This is a genomic window from Bradyrhizobium sp. Cp5.3 (assembly GCF_000426265.1).
In the GTDB taxonomy this organism is placed as follows: Bacteria; Pseudomonadota; Alphaproteobacteria; order Rhizobiales; family Xanthobacteraceae; genus Bradyrhizobium; species Bradyrhizobium neotropicale.
Genome location: NZ_AUFA01000063.1, coordinates 1 through 20,236, shown reverse-complemented (window position 1 = coordinate 20,236; position 20,236 = coordinate 1). Strand labels below are relative to the sequence as shown.

Annotated in this window: 20 protein-coding genes and 2 pseudogenes; 19 read left to right on the top strand and 3 right to left on the bottom strand. The window is 61.1% G+C overall.

Features of this window, described 5'->3' with window-relative positions; translation table 11 throughout:
• Positions 1-290, top strand: a 290-nt coding sequence (locus tag K289_RS0137755; RefSeq protein ID WP_198024860.1) for a transposase, incomplete at its 5' end; no start/stop codon positions are given.
• Positions 291-769: 479 nt separating this feature from the next.
• The gene (locus K289_RS0137750; RefSeq protein WP_027556133.1) at positions 770-1,282 is read left to right on the top strand and encodes a hypothetical protein; all 513 of its coding nucleotides are present in this window, start codon (positions 770-772) and stop codon (positions 1,280-1,282) included.
• Positions 1,283-1,760: 478 nt separating this feature from the next.
• Here the strand turns inward: K289_RS0137750 and K289_RS0137740 are convergent, their stop codons facing one another.
• The 3 genes from K289_RS0137740 to K289_RS0137730 all read right to left on the bottom strand — a co-directional run bounded on the left by K289_RS0137740 (position 1,761) and on the right by K289_RS0137730 (position 3,965).
• Complete coding sequence (locus K289_RS0137740; protein WP_027556131.1) at positions 1,761-2,609, bottom strand: class III extradiol ring-cleavage dioxygenase; 849 nt, start codon at positions 2,607-2,609, stop codon at positions 1,761-1,763.
• A gap of 2 nt (positions 2,610-2,611) precedes the next feature.
• The gene (locus tag K289_RS0137735; protein WP_027556130.1) at positions 2,612-3,025 is read right to left on the bottom strand and encodes a DoxX family protein; all 414 of its coding nucleotides are present in this window, start codon (positions 3,023-3,025) and stop codon (positions 2,612-2,614) included.
• A gap of 286 nt (positions 3,026-3,311) precedes the next feature.
• Complete coding sequence (locus tag K289_RS0137730; protein ID WP_245284114.1) at positions 3,312-3,965, bottom strand: TetR/AcrR family transcriptional regulator; 654 nt, start codon at positions 3,963-3,965, stop codon at positions 3,312-3,314.
• Between the two features lie 160 nt (positions 3,966-4,125).
• On the opposite strand from K289_RS0137730, the gene K289_RS0137725 reads away from it, so the two are divergent.
• From K289_RS0137725 to K289_RS0137640, 17 genes and pseudogenes are all read left to right on the top strand, one after another.
• Positions 4,126-4,644 carry a biotin/lipoyl-binding protein gene (locus K289_RS0137725; protein ID WP_027556128.1) on the top strand — a complete coding sequence of 173 codons (519 nt, stop codon included), beginning with the start codon at positions 4,126-4,128 and terminating at the stop codon, positions 4,642-4,644.
• Positions 4,527-5,273: pseudogene (locus K289_RS0137720) on the top strand (efflux RND transporter permease subunit); the annotation flags it as partial. The gene K289_RS0137725 and the pseudogene K289_RS0137720, both read left to right, overlap by 118 nt.
• Positions 5,274-5,300: 27 nt before the next feature.
• On the top strand, positions 5,301-6,491 hold the full coding sequence (locus tag K289_RS0137715) for an adenylate/guanylate cyclase domain-containing protein (protein WP_051311243.1): 1,191 nt from the start codon (positions 5,301-5,303) through the stop codon (positions 6,489-6,491).
• 172 nt (positions 6,492-6,663) lie between these two features.
• Entirely contained in the window at positions 6,664-7,578 is a 915-nt protein-coding gene (locus K289_RS0137710; protein ID WP_027556125.1) for a LysR family transcriptional regulator, read from the top strand.
• A 423-nt stretch (positions 7,579-8,001) separates the two neighbouring features.
• On the top strand, positions 8,002-8,796 hold the full coding sequence (locus tag K289_RS0137705; RefSeq protein WP_027556124.1) for an aspartate/glutamate racemase family protein: 795 nt from the start codon (positions 8,002-8,004) through the stop codon (positions 8,794-8,796).
• Positions 8,797-8,955: 159 nt separating this feature from the next.
• A complete protein-coding gene (locus tag K289_RS0137700) occupies positions 8,956-10,314 on the top strand; it encodes a cytochrome P450 (RefSeq protein WP_198024858.1) in 1,359 nt (452 codons plus the stop codon).
• Positions 10,311-11,522: an NAD(P)/FAD-dependent oxidoreductase gene (locus K289_RS0137695; protein ID WP_198024857.1), complete on the top strand. Its 1,212-nt coding sequence runs from the start codon at positions 10,311-10,313 to the stop codon at positions 11,520-11,522. The genes K289_RS0137700 and K289_RS0137695 overlap by 4 nt, the downstream gene beginning before the upstream one ends.
• A gap of 111 nt (positions 11,523-11,633) precedes the next feature.
• On the top strand, positions 11,634-12,851 hold the full coding sequence (locus K289_RS46645) for an NAD(P)/FAD-dependent oxidoreductase (RefSeq protein ID WP_063614273.1): 1,218 nt from the start codon (positions 11,634-11,636) through the stop codon (positions 12,849-12,851).
• A 95-nt stretch (positions 12,852-12,946) separates the two neighbouring features.
• Positions 12,947-13,645 (top strand): alpha/beta fold hydrolase, encoded by a 699-nt coding sequence (locus K289_RS0137685; protein WP_027556121.1) that lies wholly within the window; start codon positions 12,947-12,949, stop codon positions 13,643-13,645.
• 42 nt (positions 13,646-13,687) lie between these two features.
• Positions 13,688-14,557, top strand: a complete 870-nt coding sequence (locus K289_RS0137680; protein WP_027556120.1) for a MaoC family dehydratase N-terminal domain-containing protein — start codon at positions 13,688-13,690, stop codon at positions 14,555-14,557.
• A 17-nt stretch (positions 14,558-14,574) separates the two neighbouring features.
• A complete protein-coding gene (locus K289_RS0137675) occupies positions 14,575-15,729 on the top strand; it encodes a CaiB/BaiF CoA-transferase family protein (protein ID WP_027556119.1) in 1,155 nt (384 codons plus the stop codon).
• Between the two features lie 22 nt (positions 15,730-15,751).
• Positions 15,752-16,441 (top strand): annotated as a pseudogene (locus tag K289_RS53235) (MmgE/PrpD family protein); the annotation flags it as partial.
• Positions 16,442-16,510: 69 nt separating this feature from the next.
• Positions 16,511-17,140, top strand: coding sequence for a hypothetical protein (locus K289_RS53230; RefSeq protein WP_371260901.1), 630 nt, complete (start codon positions 16,511-16,513; stop codon positions 17,138-17,140).
• Between the two features lie 609 nt (positions 17,141-17,749).
• Complete coding sequence (locus K289_RS51080) at positions 17,750-17,974, top strand: FAD-dependent monooxygenase (RefSeq protein ID WP_198024856.1); 225 nt, start codon at positions 17,750-17,752, stop codon at positions 17,972-17,974.
• Between the two features lie 228 nt (positions 17,975-18,202).
• The gene (locus K289_RS0137650; protein ID WP_027556117.1) at positions 18,203-18,973 is read left to right on the top strand and encodes an SDR family NAD(P)-dependent oxidoreductase; all 771 of its coding nucleotides are present in this window, start codon (positions 18,203-18,205) and stop codon (positions 18,971-18,973) included.
• Between the two features lie 218 nt (positions 18,974-19,191).
• Complete coding sequence (locus K289_RS0137645) at positions 19,192-19,986, top strand: ABC transporter ATP-binding protein (RefSeq protein WP_027556116.1); 795 nt, start codon at positions 19,192-19,194, stop codon at positions 19,984-19,986.
• Positions 19,983-20,236 (top strand): ATP-binding cassette domain-containing protein (locus tag K289_RS0137640; protein WP_027556115.1); only part of this gene is annotated, 254 nt, incomplete at its 3' end. The genes K289_RS0137645 and K289_RS0137640, both read left to right, overlap by 4 nt.

The following is a 20,236-nucleotide window of genomic DNA, read 5'->3' as shown; positions in this document are numbered from 1 at the left end:
TGGCGTTCTACGACTTCCCGGCCGAACACTGGAAACACTTGCGGACGACCAATCCCATTGAAAGCACCTTCGCTACCGTGCGACACCGCACGATCCGATCGAAGGGTTGCCTGTCCAACAGGACGGCACTCGCGATGGTCTTCAAACTGCTTGAGGCCGCGCAGAAAAGCTGGCGTCGTCTCGATGGCCACAACCAGTTGCCAAAACTCGTTCTCGGTGTGACATTCAACGACGGGATCGAGGTCATCGCCAAACCGACTGACCGTCAGCCCATAACCGCCGCCGCCTGACCGGCCGCGCCGTCACCAAAATTTGGCGATAGCTCCACGCGCTGCCCAAGGCACTGAAACGCACAAACAACCTCATGAAAAGTGGCGACTCGCCCTTGCGTGTGATGTCCTCGTGGCAGCAAGGGAGCTAACTGCGCACGCATTCTGTAGACATGCTCAGATTATGTCTCAAGCTGCGCACTCGCATTTCCCCCAACACGCACGATGCCCGCCATTCGAACGGTGAAAAACCAGACTTGTCGTTGCGTTCGCATCGTGCGTTTTTGCGCTCGCCGTGCAGCATTCGTGCGCTGCATCTGGTTTTTCGGGGAAAAGCATCGTGGACTTGAATGGCTCTGGACGGGAGTTCTGAAATTGCATGATGTTTTTGATCTCTCCAGTGCGAATAGCTGTTGAGTCCGCTCGCTGCGCCTCTTGACCGTCGTCCGTTATTCGCGTCAACGAGAATTAGTACGGATCGGAATCGCGAGCGAAAGACGATGAATGTGATTGATCAAGCGAACGGCTCGGAGTTGCCGCCCGCCTTGCACAGATCATCAAGACGCTTTCTGTGGGCTTTTGCGCTGATCGTCGCAATCGGGCTGTGCGTCGGCGGAGCCTATTTGGGGACCGACATCGAGAAGTTCATCGAGAAACCGGCGTCGCGCGAGGTGGCTTCGATGCCAGCCTTGTCACCTGACAGGACGACGCTTTCGGAGATTCGGTCAGGGCAACAGGAGGTAAGCGAGACGATCGCGGAACTCAACCGCAACATGGGGGCGCAGCAAGCCGAGTTACAACGAATATCGGATCAAATCGCAGCGCTGAGCTCAAGAATCGAATCTTTACAGAATACCGCCGCACCTGCGTCTCTTCCTCCGGCTCCTCCTCCGCCGCCAGCACAAGCCGTTTCGAAGCCGACCAAGAGGCTCGTCCAGCCCTCTAAGCCAGAAGGGCCGGTCTCCATTGGGGGCGCGCCGCTGGTTTCGGAGCCAAGAACAGAGCCGCATTGATCGGATCGTAAAAGCCTCATGGTGCAGACCGGCCGAGGTGGCTTCACTGAGAAGATGTATGTCGAGACAGGGAGAAAGCGGTAGCAAGGCAATCGAGAATCATCGTTCCTGAACGATCAGCCCGATGGTATCAGTCGGCTGTTTCAAGCCTTCCCTGTAATACGCAGCAAATGGGACGCCCGCGGCTCTATGACGGCCCGGATAGTCTTGAGAATGGTGTGAGGGATGCTGGAGCCTTCCAACTCCAACAGCAGATCATCGGTTGCATCTCTGATCCTAGCCGGTGCCCCCAGGATATTCTTCATGAGTAGCCACTCTGCGCCGCGTGTGCCGGGGACGAGTGTCAACTAGTGCTGCAATTGAATTGCATCCGGGGTGGCGCGCCGTATGTCCGATCGCATTTGCAAGGTTGCGTGCACGAACGCCGGCGAAGCCGGCGCCTCCGCCCCTTCGCGGTCATCGGCGGCCTTGCGGGCCCTTACCTATCGACCGACGGCGCTTGCGCACCAGGACGTATCGGATCGCCGAAACGGAAGCTTGACAGCGCCCAGCTCCCAAAAAAATCGTCCTGATGAAAGACGAGTGCGGCGGATTCCTCATCGGCTGCGCCGAGCGCCACCATGAGCGGAATGAGATGATCCTCGCGCGGATGAGCAATGCGCGCATGTGGTGCTTGCGTCCAGGAGACGACACGCCGGCGCCGCTCGTCGGTCGATGTCGCAAGCAGCGTTTGCTGGAGCCAATCGTCGAACTGGCGGGAGGGCTCGACCGCGGCGGGGCCCCTGAAGCCGAGATTGTGGAAGCTCGAGCCGCTGCCGATGATTACGACGCCTTCGTCGCGGAGCGGGGCGAGCAGTCGCCCGACCGACAGGTGCGCTTGCGGGTCGAGGTCCCGGTTGATCGACAACTGAACGATCGGCATCTCGCCGTTCGGGCAGAGCGGCTTCATCAGGCTGAACGTCCCATGGTCGAAGCCGCGTTCGGAATCGCTTTCGCAGGCAAAGCCGCCAGCCTGGAGCATGGCGCGCACCCGCACGGCGAGTTCGGGCGAGCCGGGCGCATCGTACTTGATGTGATAGAGATGCTCGGGGAAGCCGTGATAGTCGAACACCATGTCCGGCGCCGCCGCCGAAGAGACGGCAAACTCCGGCGTTTCCCAGTGTCCGGAGACGATCAGGGCCGCGCGGGCGTCGGCGCCCCATTCGCTGCGGATCGAGAGCAGCGAGGCTTCGAGCTTGTCGAAGCGGCGACGCATGCTGTCGTCCATGTACGGCCAGGGACCGCCGCCGTGCGAGATGTAGTAGGTCGGAAGCCGCCGGTCCGCCATGGTCATGCCCTCGCCAGACGCTGCCGCGAACCCGACCACACGCCGTCGATGCTCCAGGCGCCGGCCCCCGCAAAGACGAGATAGAGGAAGACGAAGCAGTACAGGATTGCGGCGTCGCCCTGGTTGACGGCGGGCCAGAAGTTCTGTGGCGCGTGGAACATGAAATAGGCAGCCGCCATCTCGCCCGAGCAGATGAACGCGGCACCGCGGGTGAACAGTCCGACGGCGATCAGCGCGCCACCAATGATCTCGATCAGCGCCGCGACCAGCATGATGGCGGGCAGGGGACTCGGCAGGCCGGGAATGGCGGCGGGGAAAGCGATAAGCTTCATCAGCCCGTGCTCGATAAACAACAGGGCGGTGATGATCCTCAGCGCGGCGAGCACGCGCGGCGACCAGGTTTCGAGGTCCAACATCGGGTCTTGCTCCGGACGGTTTCGAGACCTCCCAGCTAGGGTTTTCCTCTGATTTGATCATTGGCTGATTTATTGAATGATCGTTTCCTCTGGATTGACAATAGGGAACGAGTCTGTAAGACGGCAAGCATCCGAGTGCTCTGCGCCATCGGGTGAGCCGCTTTCCGGATGCAGGGCGTCATCCTTCGAAGGGGCGATGCGTCGACGGCAAATGCGCTCTTACGCCAAGCATCTACCCGAGGAAGCGTTATCGAACCAACATGATGCGATTCCTCTGGCACATCCTTCAGGGACGGAGGATCGCGCCCATGACCGTGGCCAGGCGCCAACGCATCTGATCGTCGTTTCCGGCGGCCGGCACAAAGCGCGCGATTTGCTCGCGAGTAACCAGCGTCATCGCCATCGCGCCTATCGCAGCAAAGAACGCGAAATTCGCATCAAACTTGCGATCGCCGACCTCGCGATGGGCGGTCTCGATCAAGGGCACCAGGATCTGACGCAGCGGATCGGTCAATGCGCTGTGAAGCAGTGCCACTTGCTCGCTCTCCTCGCCCTTGACGAGTTCCTTGACAATGAACTGCGGGAATTGGGGCCTTTGGCAGGCCAGGGCGATCAATTGCTCGATGGCGAGGTCAAGGTGGCCGCCGGTTGAAACATCGGCATGATCAACCTGCAGCGATGTTAGGGAAGCGATCGTCTCGCGCGAGAACCTTTCGACCACAGCCTTCCACAATTCGAGCTTGGATCCGTACCGGTAGGCAATCAGCGCCACATCAACATTCGCCGCGGCTGCGATTGAGCGCAGGCTCGTCTTGTCAAAGCCATGTTTGGCAAAGGCATTAAGGGCGGCCTCGAGAAGTGTCTCCTCGTTGCGTTCCGTCCCCTTGCGTGGCCGACCACGCGTTCTCGTCACCTCACGGGTTTTCAAAAGCACCTCCATCACGTGCTGCATCCTTGACCTTAATGCCACCCCTGAATATATTCAACGTATGTTGAATTTATGGTTCTGAAGCGCTACCGTCCGTCAGGACCATCCATGACGGTGAGGGGGCGACGTCCCTTTTCACTGAAAACGTTCAATAATTCAGAGGTTTATACGTATGTCGACCACCGACGATGAGCCGCGTGTACTCGCCATGCGACGCGGCGCGAGCTTGAAGGTCTGTATGGCGTCTGTGGCGCTTGCACTGCTGGCGAATGCAGCGGTGTGTGCCGCCGATCAACCCACCGGACTCGTACGCGTGGCCGCTGCAATGCCGCGTCGGCAGTACCCGGTCGCCGATCTGCCTCTCACGGGGACCTTCCAGGCGCGCGTCTTGTCGAACGTCGCCTTCCAGACTAGCGGGCGCGTGACACGGCGGAACGTCGAGGTCGGACAGCATGTCAATGCAGGCGATATCCTCGCGCTTCTCGATCCAACCGAGTTGCAGGCAGATCTTGTCAGTGCCGAGGCGGCCCTGAATTCAGCCAACGCCCAAATGACGGAGGCACAGAAGAACTTCGACCGGCAGCAGTCTCTGCTCAGCAGCGGCTCCGCGATGCGACGCAACCGGCCACTGTGGTTCAGCAGCTCGCGCCGGCGATGGACGCCTTCGCCAAGACCCTGCCGGTGCCGATGAAGATCGCCACGGGAGGCGCGGTGGAGGAGAGTGCGAAGGGACAGGCGCCGCTGGTTGCGGTCGTACCGCTGATGCTGCTGACGATGGCATTCTTCATCATGGTTCAGCTCCAGAGCATTCAGAAGATGTTCCTCGTCGTCAGCGTGGCGCCGCTCGGCCTGATCGGCGTCGTAAGCGCCCTGCTCGTGTCGGGGAAACCGATGGGATTCGTCGCGATCCTCGGCACCCTGGCGTTGATCGGAATCATCATTCGCAATTCGATCATCCTGATGGCGCAGATCGACGAGGTGCTGGCCGAAGGCCACGATCCCTGGACGGCGGTCGTGCTGGCGACGCAGCACCGCGTGCGGCCGATCCTGCTCACGGCAGCGGCGGCCAGTCTCGGCATGATTCCGATCGCGCCGCAGGTGTTCTGGGGACCCATGGCGCTGTCGATGATCGGCGGCATCATCGCTGCGACGTTCCTGACGCTGTTTTTCCTGCCGGCACTTTACGTGGCCTGGTTTCGCGTTCCGGCTCCCCCCGATAAAGGTGCAACCGGATGTCGACGAGCCGCTGGACGAACAGGCCAACGCCGCTCCGGTGCTTGGATCCTACGGAGTTGGCACCTAAGCGCGGCAGCCGCTTGAGATCGCATTGGAGCGAGGCCATTCGTGATGCTCAATCCTCCGGATAAGATCACCGATCTTGCGGACTGGATCGTTCGGACCGCGACCAGAAGCGATTCCCCCGAGCTGCTACTCGACGGAGTCTGCCAAATCTTGGTGCGCCATGGTGTACCTCTTTGGCACGTCAGTGTCGCGGTCCCTACTATTGATCCGCAGTTTCGAGGCGCGGCGCTGCATTGGTGGCGCGACAGCACGATCAAGGTCGAGACAGCTGCTCACGGCGCCGAGACCGATGAGAAGTTTCGGCATAGCCCCGTATTCGCGTTGCAATCGCAAGGCGTCTCATTCGGGCGATGGATGATTGAAAGTGAGGAGGGATGCGAGATCCATCCCGTATTGAAGGGCCTCCGCTCGCAAGGTGGCACGGAATACGCCATGTTCCTGGTCGACTTCTCGCCAGCGACCTCCGTAAGTGGCACCGCGATTTCGATCGCGACGGATCGCGTAGGAGGCTTTCAGGATAATGATCTGGACCGCTTTCGAGAGATCGTTCCAGCACTCGGCCTTGCGATCTATCGTCAAATTCTTCTGATCACGGCGACGCAATCGCTCGACAGCTACCTTGGTCGTATGACCGGCGCGAAGGTTCTGGCAGGTGAGATCATCCGCGGCCAGGGCCAAATGATCGAAGCTGCCATCCTTCTTGCAGATCTGTCGGGCTTCACGACGGTTACGGACCGGGAAGATGCGATGGACGTTGTCCGCTGGCTCAATGAGCATTTGGAGGCAATCGGCGATCCGGTGATGGAGAATGGAGGCGAGATCCTGAAATTTCTCGGCGACGGTCTTCTCGCGGTTTTTCCAGCCGCGCCCCGTACCAGCTCGCGATGCGAAGCTTGCGAGGCGGCGTTCTCGACCGCAATGGAAGCGCTAAGGCGCAACGATGCAGTGAATGCGAGGCGCAAGCGGGCTGGAGAGCCTCAATTGGCGCTCGATGTGGCCCTTCATTTCGGAGAGGTGGTCTACGGCAATGTCGGCACCTCGCGGCGACTTGACTTCACGGTGATTGGACGTGCGGTGAACGAGGTGAGCCGCATCGAAAAGCTATGTGATGAACTTGGGCTCCATGTCGTCATCTCCGACGAGTTTGCAAAGCGTTGCTCGCAGCGGCTCACAAGCCTTGGCGCATTCACGCTGCGGGGCGTCGAGTCGCCCAGAGTATTGCTTACTCCGGAGTGAGACACGGAAGAGCCCGATCAGGTGCAGATTCGCCATTGGAGAAGTCGAGAGTGACGCCTAAGCATTCGCACCATTGATGCCGGGATCGATTGGTTTGGTCGCTCGTGGCGTCGCCAGCGCTCTCAGAGGCGAAGTAACGTCGCGATGAGATGTAGAGTGGGGAGGGAGTTCAATGGATCGGCTAACGGAATTGGAAATGTTTGTTCGAGCGGTTGAGCTCGGCAGCATTACACGTGCCGCGGAAAAGCTGAGCTTGTCGGATCCAAGCGCCAGCCGCTGTCTCAGTTCGCTCGAGAAGCGGCTTGGGACTCGGCTTCTGGAGAGGACGACGCGACGGCTCTGGCTGACCGACGCGGGTCGGAGCTACTATCAACGTTGCGCAGAGTTGTTGGCCGAGCTCGCCGAGGCAGACGCAGAGGCCGCCGACTCCACGAAGCGACCGACAGGCGTGCTTTCCGTGACGAGTTCGCCATCATTTGGGATGATGCACCTCGCACCTATACTGCCGCAGTTTCAACGCCTTTACCCCGGCATCTCCGTTCATTTGATGGCGGCAAATCACTATCAAAACGTGATCGATCCAGGCGTAGATATCGCCATTCGGACACGGCCATTCGAGCGGGACTCGAGCACCACGGTTCGCAAATTGGCGCGAACGCGTTATCTGCCGGTGGCTTCTCCAAAATATTTGAAGGAGCACGGTAGTCCCTCCGAACCGAGGGATCTCCAGTGTCATCCCATGCTTCTGTATGGGTTCGCTCGCGGACCGGAGCCGTTTCGATTTTCGCGCGGGGATAAAAGGGAAACCGTGCGTCTCGTTCCGGCAATTCAATCCACTGAGGGACGCGTGCTTTGCGCAGCCGCACTTGCTCACGGTGGGATCCTCATCCAACCAATGTACACGATTTATGATGACCTTCAGGCAGGGCGGCTTCTGCCGGTTCTCGAAGGATGGAAGTTGGATTCCATGACCATCAACATCGCCTATCATACGCGCAAGCACCAGCCAGCCAGGATCCGCATATTCGTGGACTTCCTCCTTAGACATTTTGCGGAGCAACAGTACGAGCAGCAGTGGATGAAATGATGCATTCGTGCAGTCCACGAGGCGCGATCGAGCTGTCGTGAAAGTATTTACGGGCCGGCTCACTGTCGACGTATTACTTTGAGGTGAAGTGACGTCCTTGTCGCGCACGTCGCTCGGCTCGACTGGCGAACGAAGATGGATGGAGCGATCCGCGCCAACGGATCGCGATCGGCGCCCATGAGATGGTTGGGGTTCAATCGAGCCGTGCCGCCAGGCCATCGCGCAGCAATCTCGCGTGCCTCACTCGCTTGTATTCGTTCAAGTCGAGAAAGAATGTCTTGCAACTGAGGCATTTCTTGAAGGGGAGTGCCCGATTAGAGTTTCGCCATCTAGGGAGCGAACGAGAAGGTTAGCCATGTCCGCAGCGCTGCGAGTTAAACACCGTCTGGTGCGCTGACGAGCGAGCGTGAGGCAAGCAATAAGATGCGTATTTGGCACCAGTCCGTCACAGAACTCGAAGCCCTTCCTCACTACGCGGAATCGTTGTCGCGCCGCTTCGCGGCTGCTGCGGGGCCGGGCGTCGAGATCATCCTCCATGGAGTGCCAATCGGGACCTACGGATCCTCGTCTCCCGCGCAGGCTCTCGAGTATCCGCGCGAGAGGATCCGCGTTGCGAATGTCGTGCTTGCGCAGGTCGAGCGTGCCGAGGCCGAGGGGTTCGACGCCGTCATGATCGCTTCGTTTGCCGAGCCCGCGCTGCGTGAGGCTCGTGCAGTTCTTGATATCCCGGTCACGTCTATGATGGAGAGTTGTCTCTTGGCCGGCTGTTCGGTTGCGGCGCTGATCGGAATCGTGACGATCTCGCCAGCAGGTGCGCGGATGCTGAGAGAGGGTTTAGACCGCCACAAATTGAATTCGCGGGTCGCAGGGATCGTCAGCCTCGATCCGGCTTCTGACGAATTCGATCTGCAGCGCGCCTTTGACGAGCCCGGGAAGGTCAGAGCGGCCTTTGAGAGCGCCGTTCGCAAAGTGATCGAGATCGGGGCGGACGTCATTATTCCCGGAGAGGGCGTGTTGAACGAACTGGTCGCGCATCTGGGCATTCGCGAGCTGGACGGCGTCGCCGTGATGGATGCGACTTCGCTCACACTGATGCATACGGAGATGCTCGTGCGAGCTTATCAAGGATCCATGCTGCGCACCGGACGGCGATGGGGGTACCCCAAGGTGCCGGCTGATCTCAGGCGTGCGCTCGACACTCCTCGGAGAAATGGATGAAGCGATGCGTCTCTAAAGATACGGACGGAAAGCTGAGAGTGTCGTTGATCGATAGCGGGAAGTGCGGATGACCAGGCACTATGCCGCCGAAAACCAGAATTCGTTTTATGCAGGCGTATGCCAAGAGGGCCGCTTGCTTGAGTTGGGAGGCTCGTCGCGATGATCAAGATCAAGGTGGATTTCGCCAGGTGCGATGCGAACGGTTCGTGCGCGGCGCTCATGCCGGATGTCTTCGAGATCGGAGCAGGGGGCGCCTTGAAGCTGCTCAAGAGCGAGGTCGAAGAAGACCGCAAGGACGAGGTCGAGGAAGTGATCTTGTGCTGTCCGATGGGGGCAATCTCGCGCGGTTCGGACGCGCTACCAGTCGTTGAGCCGTTCTCGGCGGAGCCGCAACCTCACATGGGTGGATCGCTCGAGGGCAAGCCTCTTGGCTTCGGGTCGGCGGGATATGTCGTGCTCGGCTACGCGCTCGCCGCGCGCGTCCTGCGCGATTCGCGGTTCAGAAACGCGGCGCTCGATCTCATGGAGAAGTTTGGCATTACCGCCGGGCCCGTGCACGAATTCCGTGCCCGAAGCGTCCTCATGGCGGAGGGGCCGCAACATATGCGGCTCAGGGCACCCCTCGCCCGCTTCATGGGGCCCAATACCGTGGAGGCAATCAGGGGCGTTCTCCGGGATATCCTGGGTGACATCATGCATGGTATGAGCGGGCAGGTGCAGTTCCATACGGCGGTTGCGGATCCCATTCCCGCGCGCATCTACTGTCATCTGGCCGGTGCCCCGGCTACCGACGCTCCGAAGGTTGCGAGCCTTTCAGCGCGTACGTTGTCGCTCCTCAGCCGAGACCGGAGCCTCACTCCCGTGATCTTGGTGGCGTACGACGAGCTCTTCGACTACTTGCGGAACCTGTTCGCACGCAAGAAGGCGGATGGCCTCGGTAGCGATATGCTTTCCTTTCTAATCAAGGAGCAGGAGGCAGGTAAGCTCTCGCCGGAGGAGCTCCTGAACGAAGCGACTGCGATGCTTGAGGCGAGCTCCGTCAATACGTCTCACCAGATCGGCCTTACCGTCTGGGCTCTCCTGCGCAATCGCGACATCTGGTCCAGGATCACAAGCGATGCATCGCTGATCCCCGCAGCGGTTGTCGAAGCCACCAGGCTCTTTCCCAGACCGGGCATCGTGAGCAGGATCGCTACGGAAAGCATCGATCTCGACGGGACCGTGATCCCTCAGGGCACGGACGTTCACGTCGCCATCTGGTCTGCCAACCGTGACCCGGAGCGTTTCGAGCGGCCTGGCGAGTTCGATCTGCATAGAGAGAGAAATCAACCGCTTACGTTCAGTACGGGTGCGCACGGATGCCTGGGCCAGAGCCTGGCGCGGGTCGAGATGGAAGAGGTCGTCCGTTATCTCGCCGCCCACTACCCGAACTCGGTCGTCGTCGACGACGCGACGGAGGTCGCGCAGGTTGGCGGTCGATGGCTTGTAAAGTCGCTTGCCGTCGATCTCCGGCAATGAACACGGCAATGCCGCAGACGTCTTACGATGTTACAATCGTCGGTGGGTCGATCGCTGGGTTGCGTGCGGCGCAGACGGTCGTCCGCCATGCGCCCGACCTTACCGTCGCGATCATCAGTGACGAGCCGCATCCTCCGTATGAGCGCCCACCTCTGTCGAAAGTCGGTCTGACGAAACCGCTGTCGCTCGATGCACTGATTTATCCGGCCGTCAACGACCTGAAGAGCCATGGCGTCGAGTTCATGCTGGGTACGAGGGCCGAAGAGCTGGACGTCGATGCGAGGACACTACGACATTCGTCCGGGGCGCTCCAGTATCGGTCGCTCGTTGTTGCCACGGGCTGCGAGGCGATCATACCACCCGCATTCTCTGGCCAGCCGGATGTATTCCCGCTGAGACGTTACGAAGACGCGACGTCTCTTCGTCGTGCGCTCGCCGATCCATTGAAGTCCGTGGCGATAGTAGGCGCCGGCTTCATCGGCGGTGAATTGGCGTCCATGGTGGCGAACGAAGGACGACAGATCGCGCTCGTCGATCTCGCGCGGAAGCCGCTGGGCAGGTTCGGCGAGGCCGTATTCAGAAGTTACGAGGCGCTTCACCGAGGAGCCGGGATCGAGCTCTATTTCGGAGAACAGGTAGTCGATGTCGTCAATCAGGGCAGTAGCCGCGCATTGAAGCTAGGTGACGGTACCACCGTCCCCGCCGACGTAATTGTCGTCGGCGCCGGCGTTCGGCCTTCCACCGCGTGGTTGAACGGCTCGGGCCTGCGCGTTGAGAACGGCATTCTCTGTGAGGGCACGCTGCGGGCGGCCGATCACGTGTTCGCTGCCGGCGATGCGGTCCGGTGGCCGAACCCGCGTTGGGGGACGGATATGAGGGTTGAACACTGGACCAATGCAGCAGAGCAGGGGCGTGTCGCCGGCATCAACGCCGCAAATGACATTCTTGGATCGCCGTTAGAGGTCTGCGCCAACGTACCATACTTCTGGTCGGATCAGCATGGCGTGCGCATCCAGTTTGCCGGCCATCGCGCGGGCGATGAAGAGATCACCGAAAGTCGGAACTCAGGTGGCTCCCTTTTCCTGTACAGGCAGGGCGAGATCGTCACAGGAGTGTTGGCGTTCGAACGTCGTGCGGACTTCGTGAAGATCCGAACGATGCTGAAGAATGAACTGAGCTGGCAGGCAGCCAGGTCGCTCATCGCTTGAGAAGACTTGTGACACTCCACTCCCTGACACATCTCCTCGCGGTTCGCGGCGTCCGCATCGCCCCCCAGAAGGCCGTGGCTATAACAAATACCAAAGACGGAAAGGATAATCATGACTTCCGCAGAGGCCGTCACAATCGTCGGCGCTGGCCCTGTCGGGCTGATCGCCGCGCTCGGATTGGCGAAATCCGGAATCACCGTCAGCGTGTTGGAGCGGGAGAAGGGCATTGTCGCGTCGCCGCGCGCAATCACGTATCACTGGTCTTGCCTTGAAGGCTTGTCGGAGCTGGGTCTTCTGGACGATGCCCTCCAGGTCGGGTTCTCGAAGCAGGATTACAGCTACATCGAGTTTGCGACCGGTGAACGAATCGATTTCAGCCTGGATGTGTTGGAAGGGCTGACGAAGTTTCCATACAACCTTCACCTCGGTCAGCATCGGCTCGCGGAGATTGCGCTGCGAAAGCTCTCCGCTTATCCGAATGTGACAGTTCACTGGGGCGTCAACGTCACTGACGTCAAGCAGGATGCCGAGGGCGTGTCGATTGAAGCCGTTGGGCCCGACGGAGAGCTCGGGTTCCGCAGTAGCTGGCTCGTTGGAGCCGATGGTGCCGGCAGTACGGTTCGAAGCAGGCTGGGCCTGGAGTTTGAGGGCATCACTTGGCCGAAGCGCTTTGTCGCTGCAAATCTTCGTCTCGATTTCGCCAAGTACGGTTTTGCTCGAACGACGTTTTTGATCGATTCGACCTATGGGGCCATCATCGTCAAGCTGGATCAAAATGACCTCTGGCGATGCACCTACAGCGAGGACTTGCACCTGCCGGAGGAAGGTATCCCGGAGCGCATGAGGAAGTTCCTGGAGGTGATCGTCCCGGCAGCGAAGGACCACACGCTCGATGCCTATTCACCCTATCGGATGCACCAACGCGCGGCCACGACGTTCCGCGTTGGACGGGTGCTCCTCGCGGGCGACGCTGCGCATGCCACCAATCCCAGCGGTGGCTACGGACTCGTCGGTGGGTTGTTCGATGTGTACGTCCTCTACAAGGCCCTTGCCGCCGTGGTGCAAGGCCGTGTGGGCGACGAGGTGCTCGACAAGTATGCGGAAGACCGTCGTCGCGTCTTTCTGGAGATCGTCTCACCTGCTGCATCGGAGAACAAGCGCATGATCTTCGATACCAGCGATCCGGCGCAGCGTGCTGCCGATATGGCCAGGATTCGAAACCTTGCCGCCGACAAGGTGACATTGGTCGAACGCTTGATGCTGACGTCCCGGATGAGCTCTGAGCCGTTGGCGCCACTCAAGATGTCTCCGCAGCCCGAGACGATTTGAGTGTTCCCGACCGATCTAAGCACGCCTCTGGATCGCGCGATCCGTCCCCTGACGGTGCGTAGCCTGAGGTTCCTGAATAAGACATGGAGCATCCCATGAACAAGCATCGGGTTATCTTCGTTCCTGGCTTGGCGTCCGATGGACGCCTGTGGCAACCCGTTATTGACCGGCTTTCTGACATAGTCGAGCCGACTGTTGCCCGGTGCAGCGGCGACTCGATCGCCGACTTTGCTGACGAGATCTTGGCGGATGCCCCCGCTAAATTCGCGATTGCCGGCATTTCGATGGGTGGGTACGTGGCGCTGGAGGTCGCGCGACGCGGGGACGCCCGCCTGGCGGGAGTGGCCCTTCTGAATACGAATGCGAGACCGGCGTCTCCGCTCCAGGTGCAACGCTCAACTGCTTTTCTCGAGGATGCCAGGCGCGGTCTGTTCGACATGGTCGCGGACAAGCTCGCGGAGATCGTCGCTGGGGGTAAGGCGGAGGTCGCGACCCTCGCCGCTGCAATGACTCGTACGGTTGGCCGCGACGGCTATTTGCGACTGCAACGGGCTGTGCTCGATCGCCTGGATCAACGCAGCGAGTTGCGACGGATCGCCGTGCCAACGCTCGTCATTGCAGGTGACGAAGACCGCATCTCGGCACCCAGCCTGGCCAATGAAATCGCGCGATCAGTACCGGGCGCGGTATTGGAGATTTTCCCTTGCGGGCACCTTTCGACGGTCGAAGTTCCGGAGATGGTGGCGGCAAGCCTGCGCGACTGGCTTTCACGGCGAGTTGACGGTGCGGCGTGATCATTTCCGCTGCCGAAAATGTTCAGGAGGCACAGCAGGGAAATGAGCGACGCAATTACCGATCTTTCACATCTGCGCCAATGGATCGGACGCAGCGAGAATCTCGATGACGACATCACGCGTGCGCCGGTCCGGGCGTTGAACGCGACGTTGGATCTCGCGGAGATGGAGATCTCCAAGGGCATGCCGCTTCCACCGCTGTGGCATTGGCTGTATTTCCTGCCCGCTCACCGGCAAAGCGAACTGGGGCCGGACGGCCATGCTCGCCGAGGCGGCTTCTTGCCGCCGGTGCCGCTCCAGCGTCGGATGTGGGCGGGCGGTCAATTTGAATTCCATTCGCCGCTGACAGTCGGTGATTCGGTCAAGCGGGTGTCGACGATCGATGATGTTGTCATCAAGGATGGGCGCACCGGTCGGTTGGTGTTCGTGAAGGTGCGCCATGAAGTCTTTCGCGCGGGTCACACTGGACCGGCGATCACCGAGTTTCACGACATCGTTTATCGTGAAGCCAAGCGCCCCGGCGATGTGGAGCCCGCTCCAACGTCGGCACAGATTGGCGCCCCATGGCAGCGTCATGTCGAGCCGGACGATGTTCTTCTGTTCCGCTACTCAGCCCTGACATTCAACGGACATCGCATTCACTATGACCGCGAGTACGTGACTAAGGTTGAAGGGTACCCTGGCTTGGTGGTTCATGGGCCGCTCATTGCCACGCTGCTGATTGATTTGGTGCGGCGCCAGGCGCCTGGCCGGGAAATCGCCAGCTTCCAGTTCAAAGCCGTTCGTCCCACGTTCGATGGGAAATCGTTCAGCCTGAATGGTGCACCGTCCGCGGACGGGCGCTCGGTTGGTCTGTGGGCGGCGGATCATGAAGGTTGGCTGACCATGCAGGCAACCGCGACCCTGACCTGAACGCCGGAGCTTCCCTTATGTCATTGCCGCTGGAAGGCATCACCGTCGTATCCCTCGAGCACGCCATCGCCGCACCTTTCTGCACGCGCCAGCTTGCAGACATGGGAGCACGCGTCATCAAGGTCGAACGGCCCGGCTCGGGCGATTTCGCCCGTGCCTACGACGATCGGGTCCGCGGTGAGGCCTCGCACTTCGTCTGGACTAACCGCAGCAAGGAAAGCTTGGCCCTGGACCTGAAGAACCCGGAGGGGCTGTCGGCCCTGAAGGTCTTGGTGGGCCAGGCGGACGTGCTTGTGCAAAACCTGGCGCCCGGCGCCACGGCGCGCATGGGGCTCGACTACGCCTCGCTGCATGTCGCCAATCCCCGGCTCATCGTATGCGACATCTCGGGCTACGGCAGCGACGGCCCGTACCGCGACAAGAAGGCCTACGACTTGCTGATTCAGAGCGAGGCAGGCTTTCTCTCTATCACCGGCACGCCCGACACGCCGAGCAAAGCAGGGAATTCGATCGCCGACATCGCCGCCGGCATGTACGCCTACAGCAACATCCTTTCCGCCCTGTTGTTGCGTAACAGGACAGGCGAGGGGGCCCACATCGACCTGTCCATGCTCGAAGCGCTGACCGAATGGATGGGTTATCCGCTGTATTACGCTTTCGATGGCGCACCGCCACCCTTGCGGGCAGGCGCCTCCCACGCCAGCATCTACCCTTATGGCCCATTCGCTACCGGAGGCGATGGCACGGTCATGCTGGGCCTGCAGAACGAGCGGGAGTGGATCGCCTTCTGCGCCCACGTTCTGGACGATGAGGCGCTCGCTCTGGATGAGCGATTCGACAGCAATACGCGACGCAACGCCAACCGGCAGGCGCTGGACGCCATCATCCGTGACAAGTTCAAGTCCCTGGACCGTGCCGAGGTGCTCGAACGCTTGGACAAGGCGGGCATCGCCAATGCGTCGGTCAATGATATGGCGGGGCTGTGGCAACACCCTCAGTTGCGATCCCGCGACCGTTGGCGCTCCGTCAGCAGTCCGGCTGGGGAGATTCCCGCCCTTCTTCCGCCGGGGCGCAGCAATCGGTGGGAGGCTCGAATGGGGGCGATTCCACAGTTGGGCGAGCACACCGCCGCAATCCTTCAGGAACTCGCTGCCGGCTCAAAACCAGCTTGACGATCGAGCTGCAGAGGCAAGCATGGCATTTGACACCGACAGCATTGGCACCTTGACAGAGCGCTTCGCCGCGCTGTGGTCGGAGCAAACTTGGGCTGACATCCCCGAAGCGGACATCGCGGGCATCAAGGATCACGTCCTTGATACTCTCTCTGTTGCCCTCGTGGGCGCGCGTACGTCGGAAGCCGCCAGTGTCATACGCGTACTCACCACGGCGAATGGGCGCGGGGCTGGCGCGACCGTGTGGGGCACGCCGGATCGACTGCCGCTCTCCCAGGCCGCGCTCGCGAACGGCACATCGGCGCATGCCCGTGACTTTGACGATGGTGGTGGGGCAGGACATGCCGGGTCGACGGTTATTCCGGCTGCTCTAGCGGTTGCCGAGTCAGCAGGCGCCTCAGGGCGGGATTTCCTGCTCGCGACGATAGCCGGATACGACGTCGGATATCGCTCGCTGCTCGCTATCGGCGGTTTCGCGGTACACACCGGCCGGGGCTGGCACTCGTCGGGCACAATGGGAAGCCTCGGCGCTGCGGCAGCCGCAGCCAAGGTTCTCGGGCTGGACGCCGAGCAGTTTGCAAATGCGCTGGGCATCGCGGGTTCATTTACCGGAGGCGTGTGGGCATTCATCGACGACGGCGCGATGACCAAGCGCCTTCACCCCGGAAAGGCGTGCGAGACCGGCGTGGATGCAGCCCTGCTTGCCCAGGGTGGCATTACCGGTCCGCATCGGATCTTCGAATCGGAGTTCGGTGGGCTGTTCACCACCTACAACGGCGGCGTGGGATTCCGGGAGAAGGCACTGGATGGTCTTGGCGTCAACCTCAACGTTGCCTCTTCTTACCTGAAGCCCTACGCCTGTTGCCGCGGCAGTCATTCCACGATCGACACGGTGCTGGGGCTGATGAGCAGTCAGGGCCTGCGGGCAAGCAACGTGAAGCGCATCGGCATCACCGCCGGGCAGACCGCCTACGATATGATCAATGTCTATCCTATCAAGACAGTCTTCGATGCGCAGTTCAGCCTGCCCTATGCGGTGAGTGTGACGCTGGTCAGTGGTGAGGCCGGCCTCGGCCAGTTTGAGCCGCCGAGGCTCAACGAGCCCGAGGTGCGCAGTGTATTCGACCGCATCACCTTCACCATGGACAAGTCGATCGGCCTGGAGGATGGCCCTCGACTGCATATCGAGCTCACCGATGGCACGGTCATCGCCGCACCCGCGGGGAATCCGACGCTCGCCAAGGGCTCGGCCGTGCAGCCGATGACGCATGCCGAGGTGGTCGCGAAGACGCACGCCCTGATCGACCCGATTGATCCGGCCCTGGCCGAAGCGCTCGTCTCGGCAGTTGAGGGGCTAGATCAGGCTTCGGACGTCACCGCCTTGCTCAACGCATTGAAGATAAACGGGTGAACCGGCTCGCCCCTGCCTGGTTTGCTTGCTTCTGGTTAAACAGCCCGACACCTTAAGGCTTGCTTCCGGACGTGTCTGAGCCGGCCGGTAAGGTCGCGACGGCGAGGCCGGAGGTCGCCGGCATGGAGCTCCGCGAGATCCTCCGCACCGTTGCGTTCTTGAAGCTCGCCGTGTGCTTTGGGATCATGGCATGTCGATCTCTGCAATCGCGGCCAACGTGACGTTCATTCTTCCCAAGACCGCGGGTTTGGGCCCGGCTCAGGTGGCCAAGGTTGTGCCCATCACTGCAATTGCCATGCTGCTCGGGCGCATTGCTTTCGGCTACCGGTCGGACATATTCATGGGTCGGTCATCGGCGTCGTTGCGCAGAAGCCAGCGCTGGAGACGCAACCAGCAGTGTGATCGCTGCTTCCGTGCCGCGCGCTGCGGGTGCCGTGTCGGGCAACGGGAACCACGCGCAAAAAGCAGAAGCATGATCTGGCGCGCCGGCACCACCTCTCGCGTGACAGATAGTTCCAGATTACGCAAGACTCTCTTTCGGCCGCGGCATTTCTCGCGCCCGGTTGGTCGCATACTGTGACGGTCAAGCAAGAGCCTCAGGGAGCAAACGTGGCAGCCACAGACAGCGTAGCGATCGTCGGTGCGGAACCTTTTGGGTTGGTGACCGCCTCGGCTATTGCGCGAGCCGGGGTCCCGGTCGCCATTTTCGAACGCGGACGTGAGATCGTCTCCTCGCCGCGCGCGATCACGCACCGTTGGCTGGCGCGACCTGGTTTGCTCGAGGATGCGCTGGCATCGGAGTTTGCCAAGCAAGATTACACCTATCTTGCGTAGCGATCAGGCACTTTGTCATCGATGCTTTCGTCGGTCTTCAAGCCTTGGAGCAAGCGCGAGCCGCTGTAGTTCGCCAATGCCTTTGGTGTGCCGAACTTCATCAGTGTTGATTGGGACGAAAGCAACAGGCTCGTGCGCTGTATCGCTTGTAGAAGAACGGAGCCCGCGATCCGGCTCTCTTCGTGATTCAGGGCACAGCGCCTTACACTTTGTGCAGTGGAGGGAGAGATGGGAGATAGGCTTTCTGGGAAGACAGCCATCGTGACCGGTGCAGGATCGGGTATCGGCCGCGCCACGGCTGTTCGCTTCGCACAAGAGGGCGCGTCGGTGATCGCGGCCGGCCTGTCCGAGGGCCTCGAGAAAACCGCCGAGCTTTGCAGAGCGCTGGGAGCGACTGCAATTGCCGTGGTAGCCGACGTTAGCCAAGCTGGCTCGGGCGAGGTGATCCTTGAGGCCGGGGTCAGGATCTCGACCTGCCCCAATGTGCTGGTGAACAATGTGGGTGTCGCCGGTACGACCGGCGTCTACGATACGACCGACGAAGAATTTGATCGCATCTTCGATACCAATCTCAAGAGCGTCTTGCGCATTTCGCGGCCCCTCCTGCAATTGTGCCGCTCAAAAAAGATGGCCGCGTCGATAGTCAACATATCGTCGGTGCAGGGCATGCTTGGATTTCCGAACAACACCTCCTATGCCGCAACCAAGGCAGGCGTCATCGGATTGAGCAGACAGATGGCGCACGATTGCGCCGCCTTCGACGTCCGCGTGAACGTGGTTGCACCCGGCATCATCGAAACGCCGCGCACCGAAGCGCGTCTGCGCGACAATGCTGAATTTAGAAAGTACTCCGTTCAATCGACCCCTCTGTGCCGCGCGGGACTTGCGGATGAGGTTGCCGCAGCATGCCTCTTTCTTGCCAGCGACGAAGCCAGCTTCATCACGGGACAGGTCCTTGCCGTCGATGGGGGAGCATCGGCGACGGTCTTCCGCGCTTAATGCAGTGACGAGGCGGTCTATTGGGATCTTCTGAGATCAGCGTTGCCTGCGCCGGTCATGCTTACAACGGAGTCAATCTCGAAGTCTCGAATGAAGCCGGATGATTGCGAAGGGGAGGGGAGAATGTTGCGATGGGTAGAGGGGACGATACCGTTCGGCCCGTGGCTGCCGGGTCGTTGTCGATCGCACGAAGGCGATGGTACGTCGGTCATTCCGTCATGACTCGGTTGAACCCGGTCGATCGTCGACCGCAGCTCGCGGTCCGCGACGTCAACGTCGTGTTCGGCGGCATCGTCGCGCTCAACGGCGTGTCCTTCGACATGCACAAGGGCCAGATCCTCGGCTTGATCGGCCCCAACGGCGCCGGCAAGACCACGCTGTTCAACTGCCTCTCCCGCCTCTATCAGCCGTCGTCGGGCGACATCCTGATGGAGGGCGTCAGCATCCTGTCGCGGCCTCCGCACCGGATCGCCGAGATCGGCATCGGCCGCACCTTCCAGAACGTGGCGCTGTTTCCGAACCTGTCGGTGATGGACAACGTCCGCGTCGGCGCCCATTCGAAGACCTCCAGCGACATCATCAGCGACTCGCTGCGGCTGGCGTGGGTCCGGCGCAGCGAGGCCAGCATCAACAAGAAGGTCCACGAGATCCTCGCCTATCTCGACCTCGAGGAGGTCGCCCACACCACCGTCTCCGGCCTGCCGTTCGGCACGCAGAAGCGCGTCGAACTGGCGCGGGCACTGGCGGCCGATCCGAAGATCCTCCTGCTCGACGAGCCGGCCGGCGGCCTCAACCACGAGGAGGTCTATGTGCTCGGCGACCTCATCCGCCGCATCCGCGACGACCGCCACATGACCGTGCTGCTGGTCGAGCATCACATGGGCCTCGTGATGTCGATCGCCGACCACGTCGTGGCGTTGAATTTCGGCAAGAAGCTCGCCGAAGGCACGCCCGCCCAGGTGCAGGCGGATCCCGACGTCATCAAGGCCTATCTCGGGAGCAAGGACCAATGACGACGCTGCTCAACGTCAGTGACCTGCGCGCCTATTACGGTCAGGTCCAGGCGCTCCACGGCCTGTCCTTCTCGCTGAGCGAGGGCTCGCTGACGACGCTGCTGGGTGCCAACGGCGCCGGCAAGACCACGACGCTGCGCGCGATCTGCAACATGGTGCGTTCCACCGGCGCGATCGAGTTCGACGGCAAGCCGCTCAACCACCGCTCCACCGAGAGCATCGTGCGGTTCGGCATCGCCCATGTGCCGCA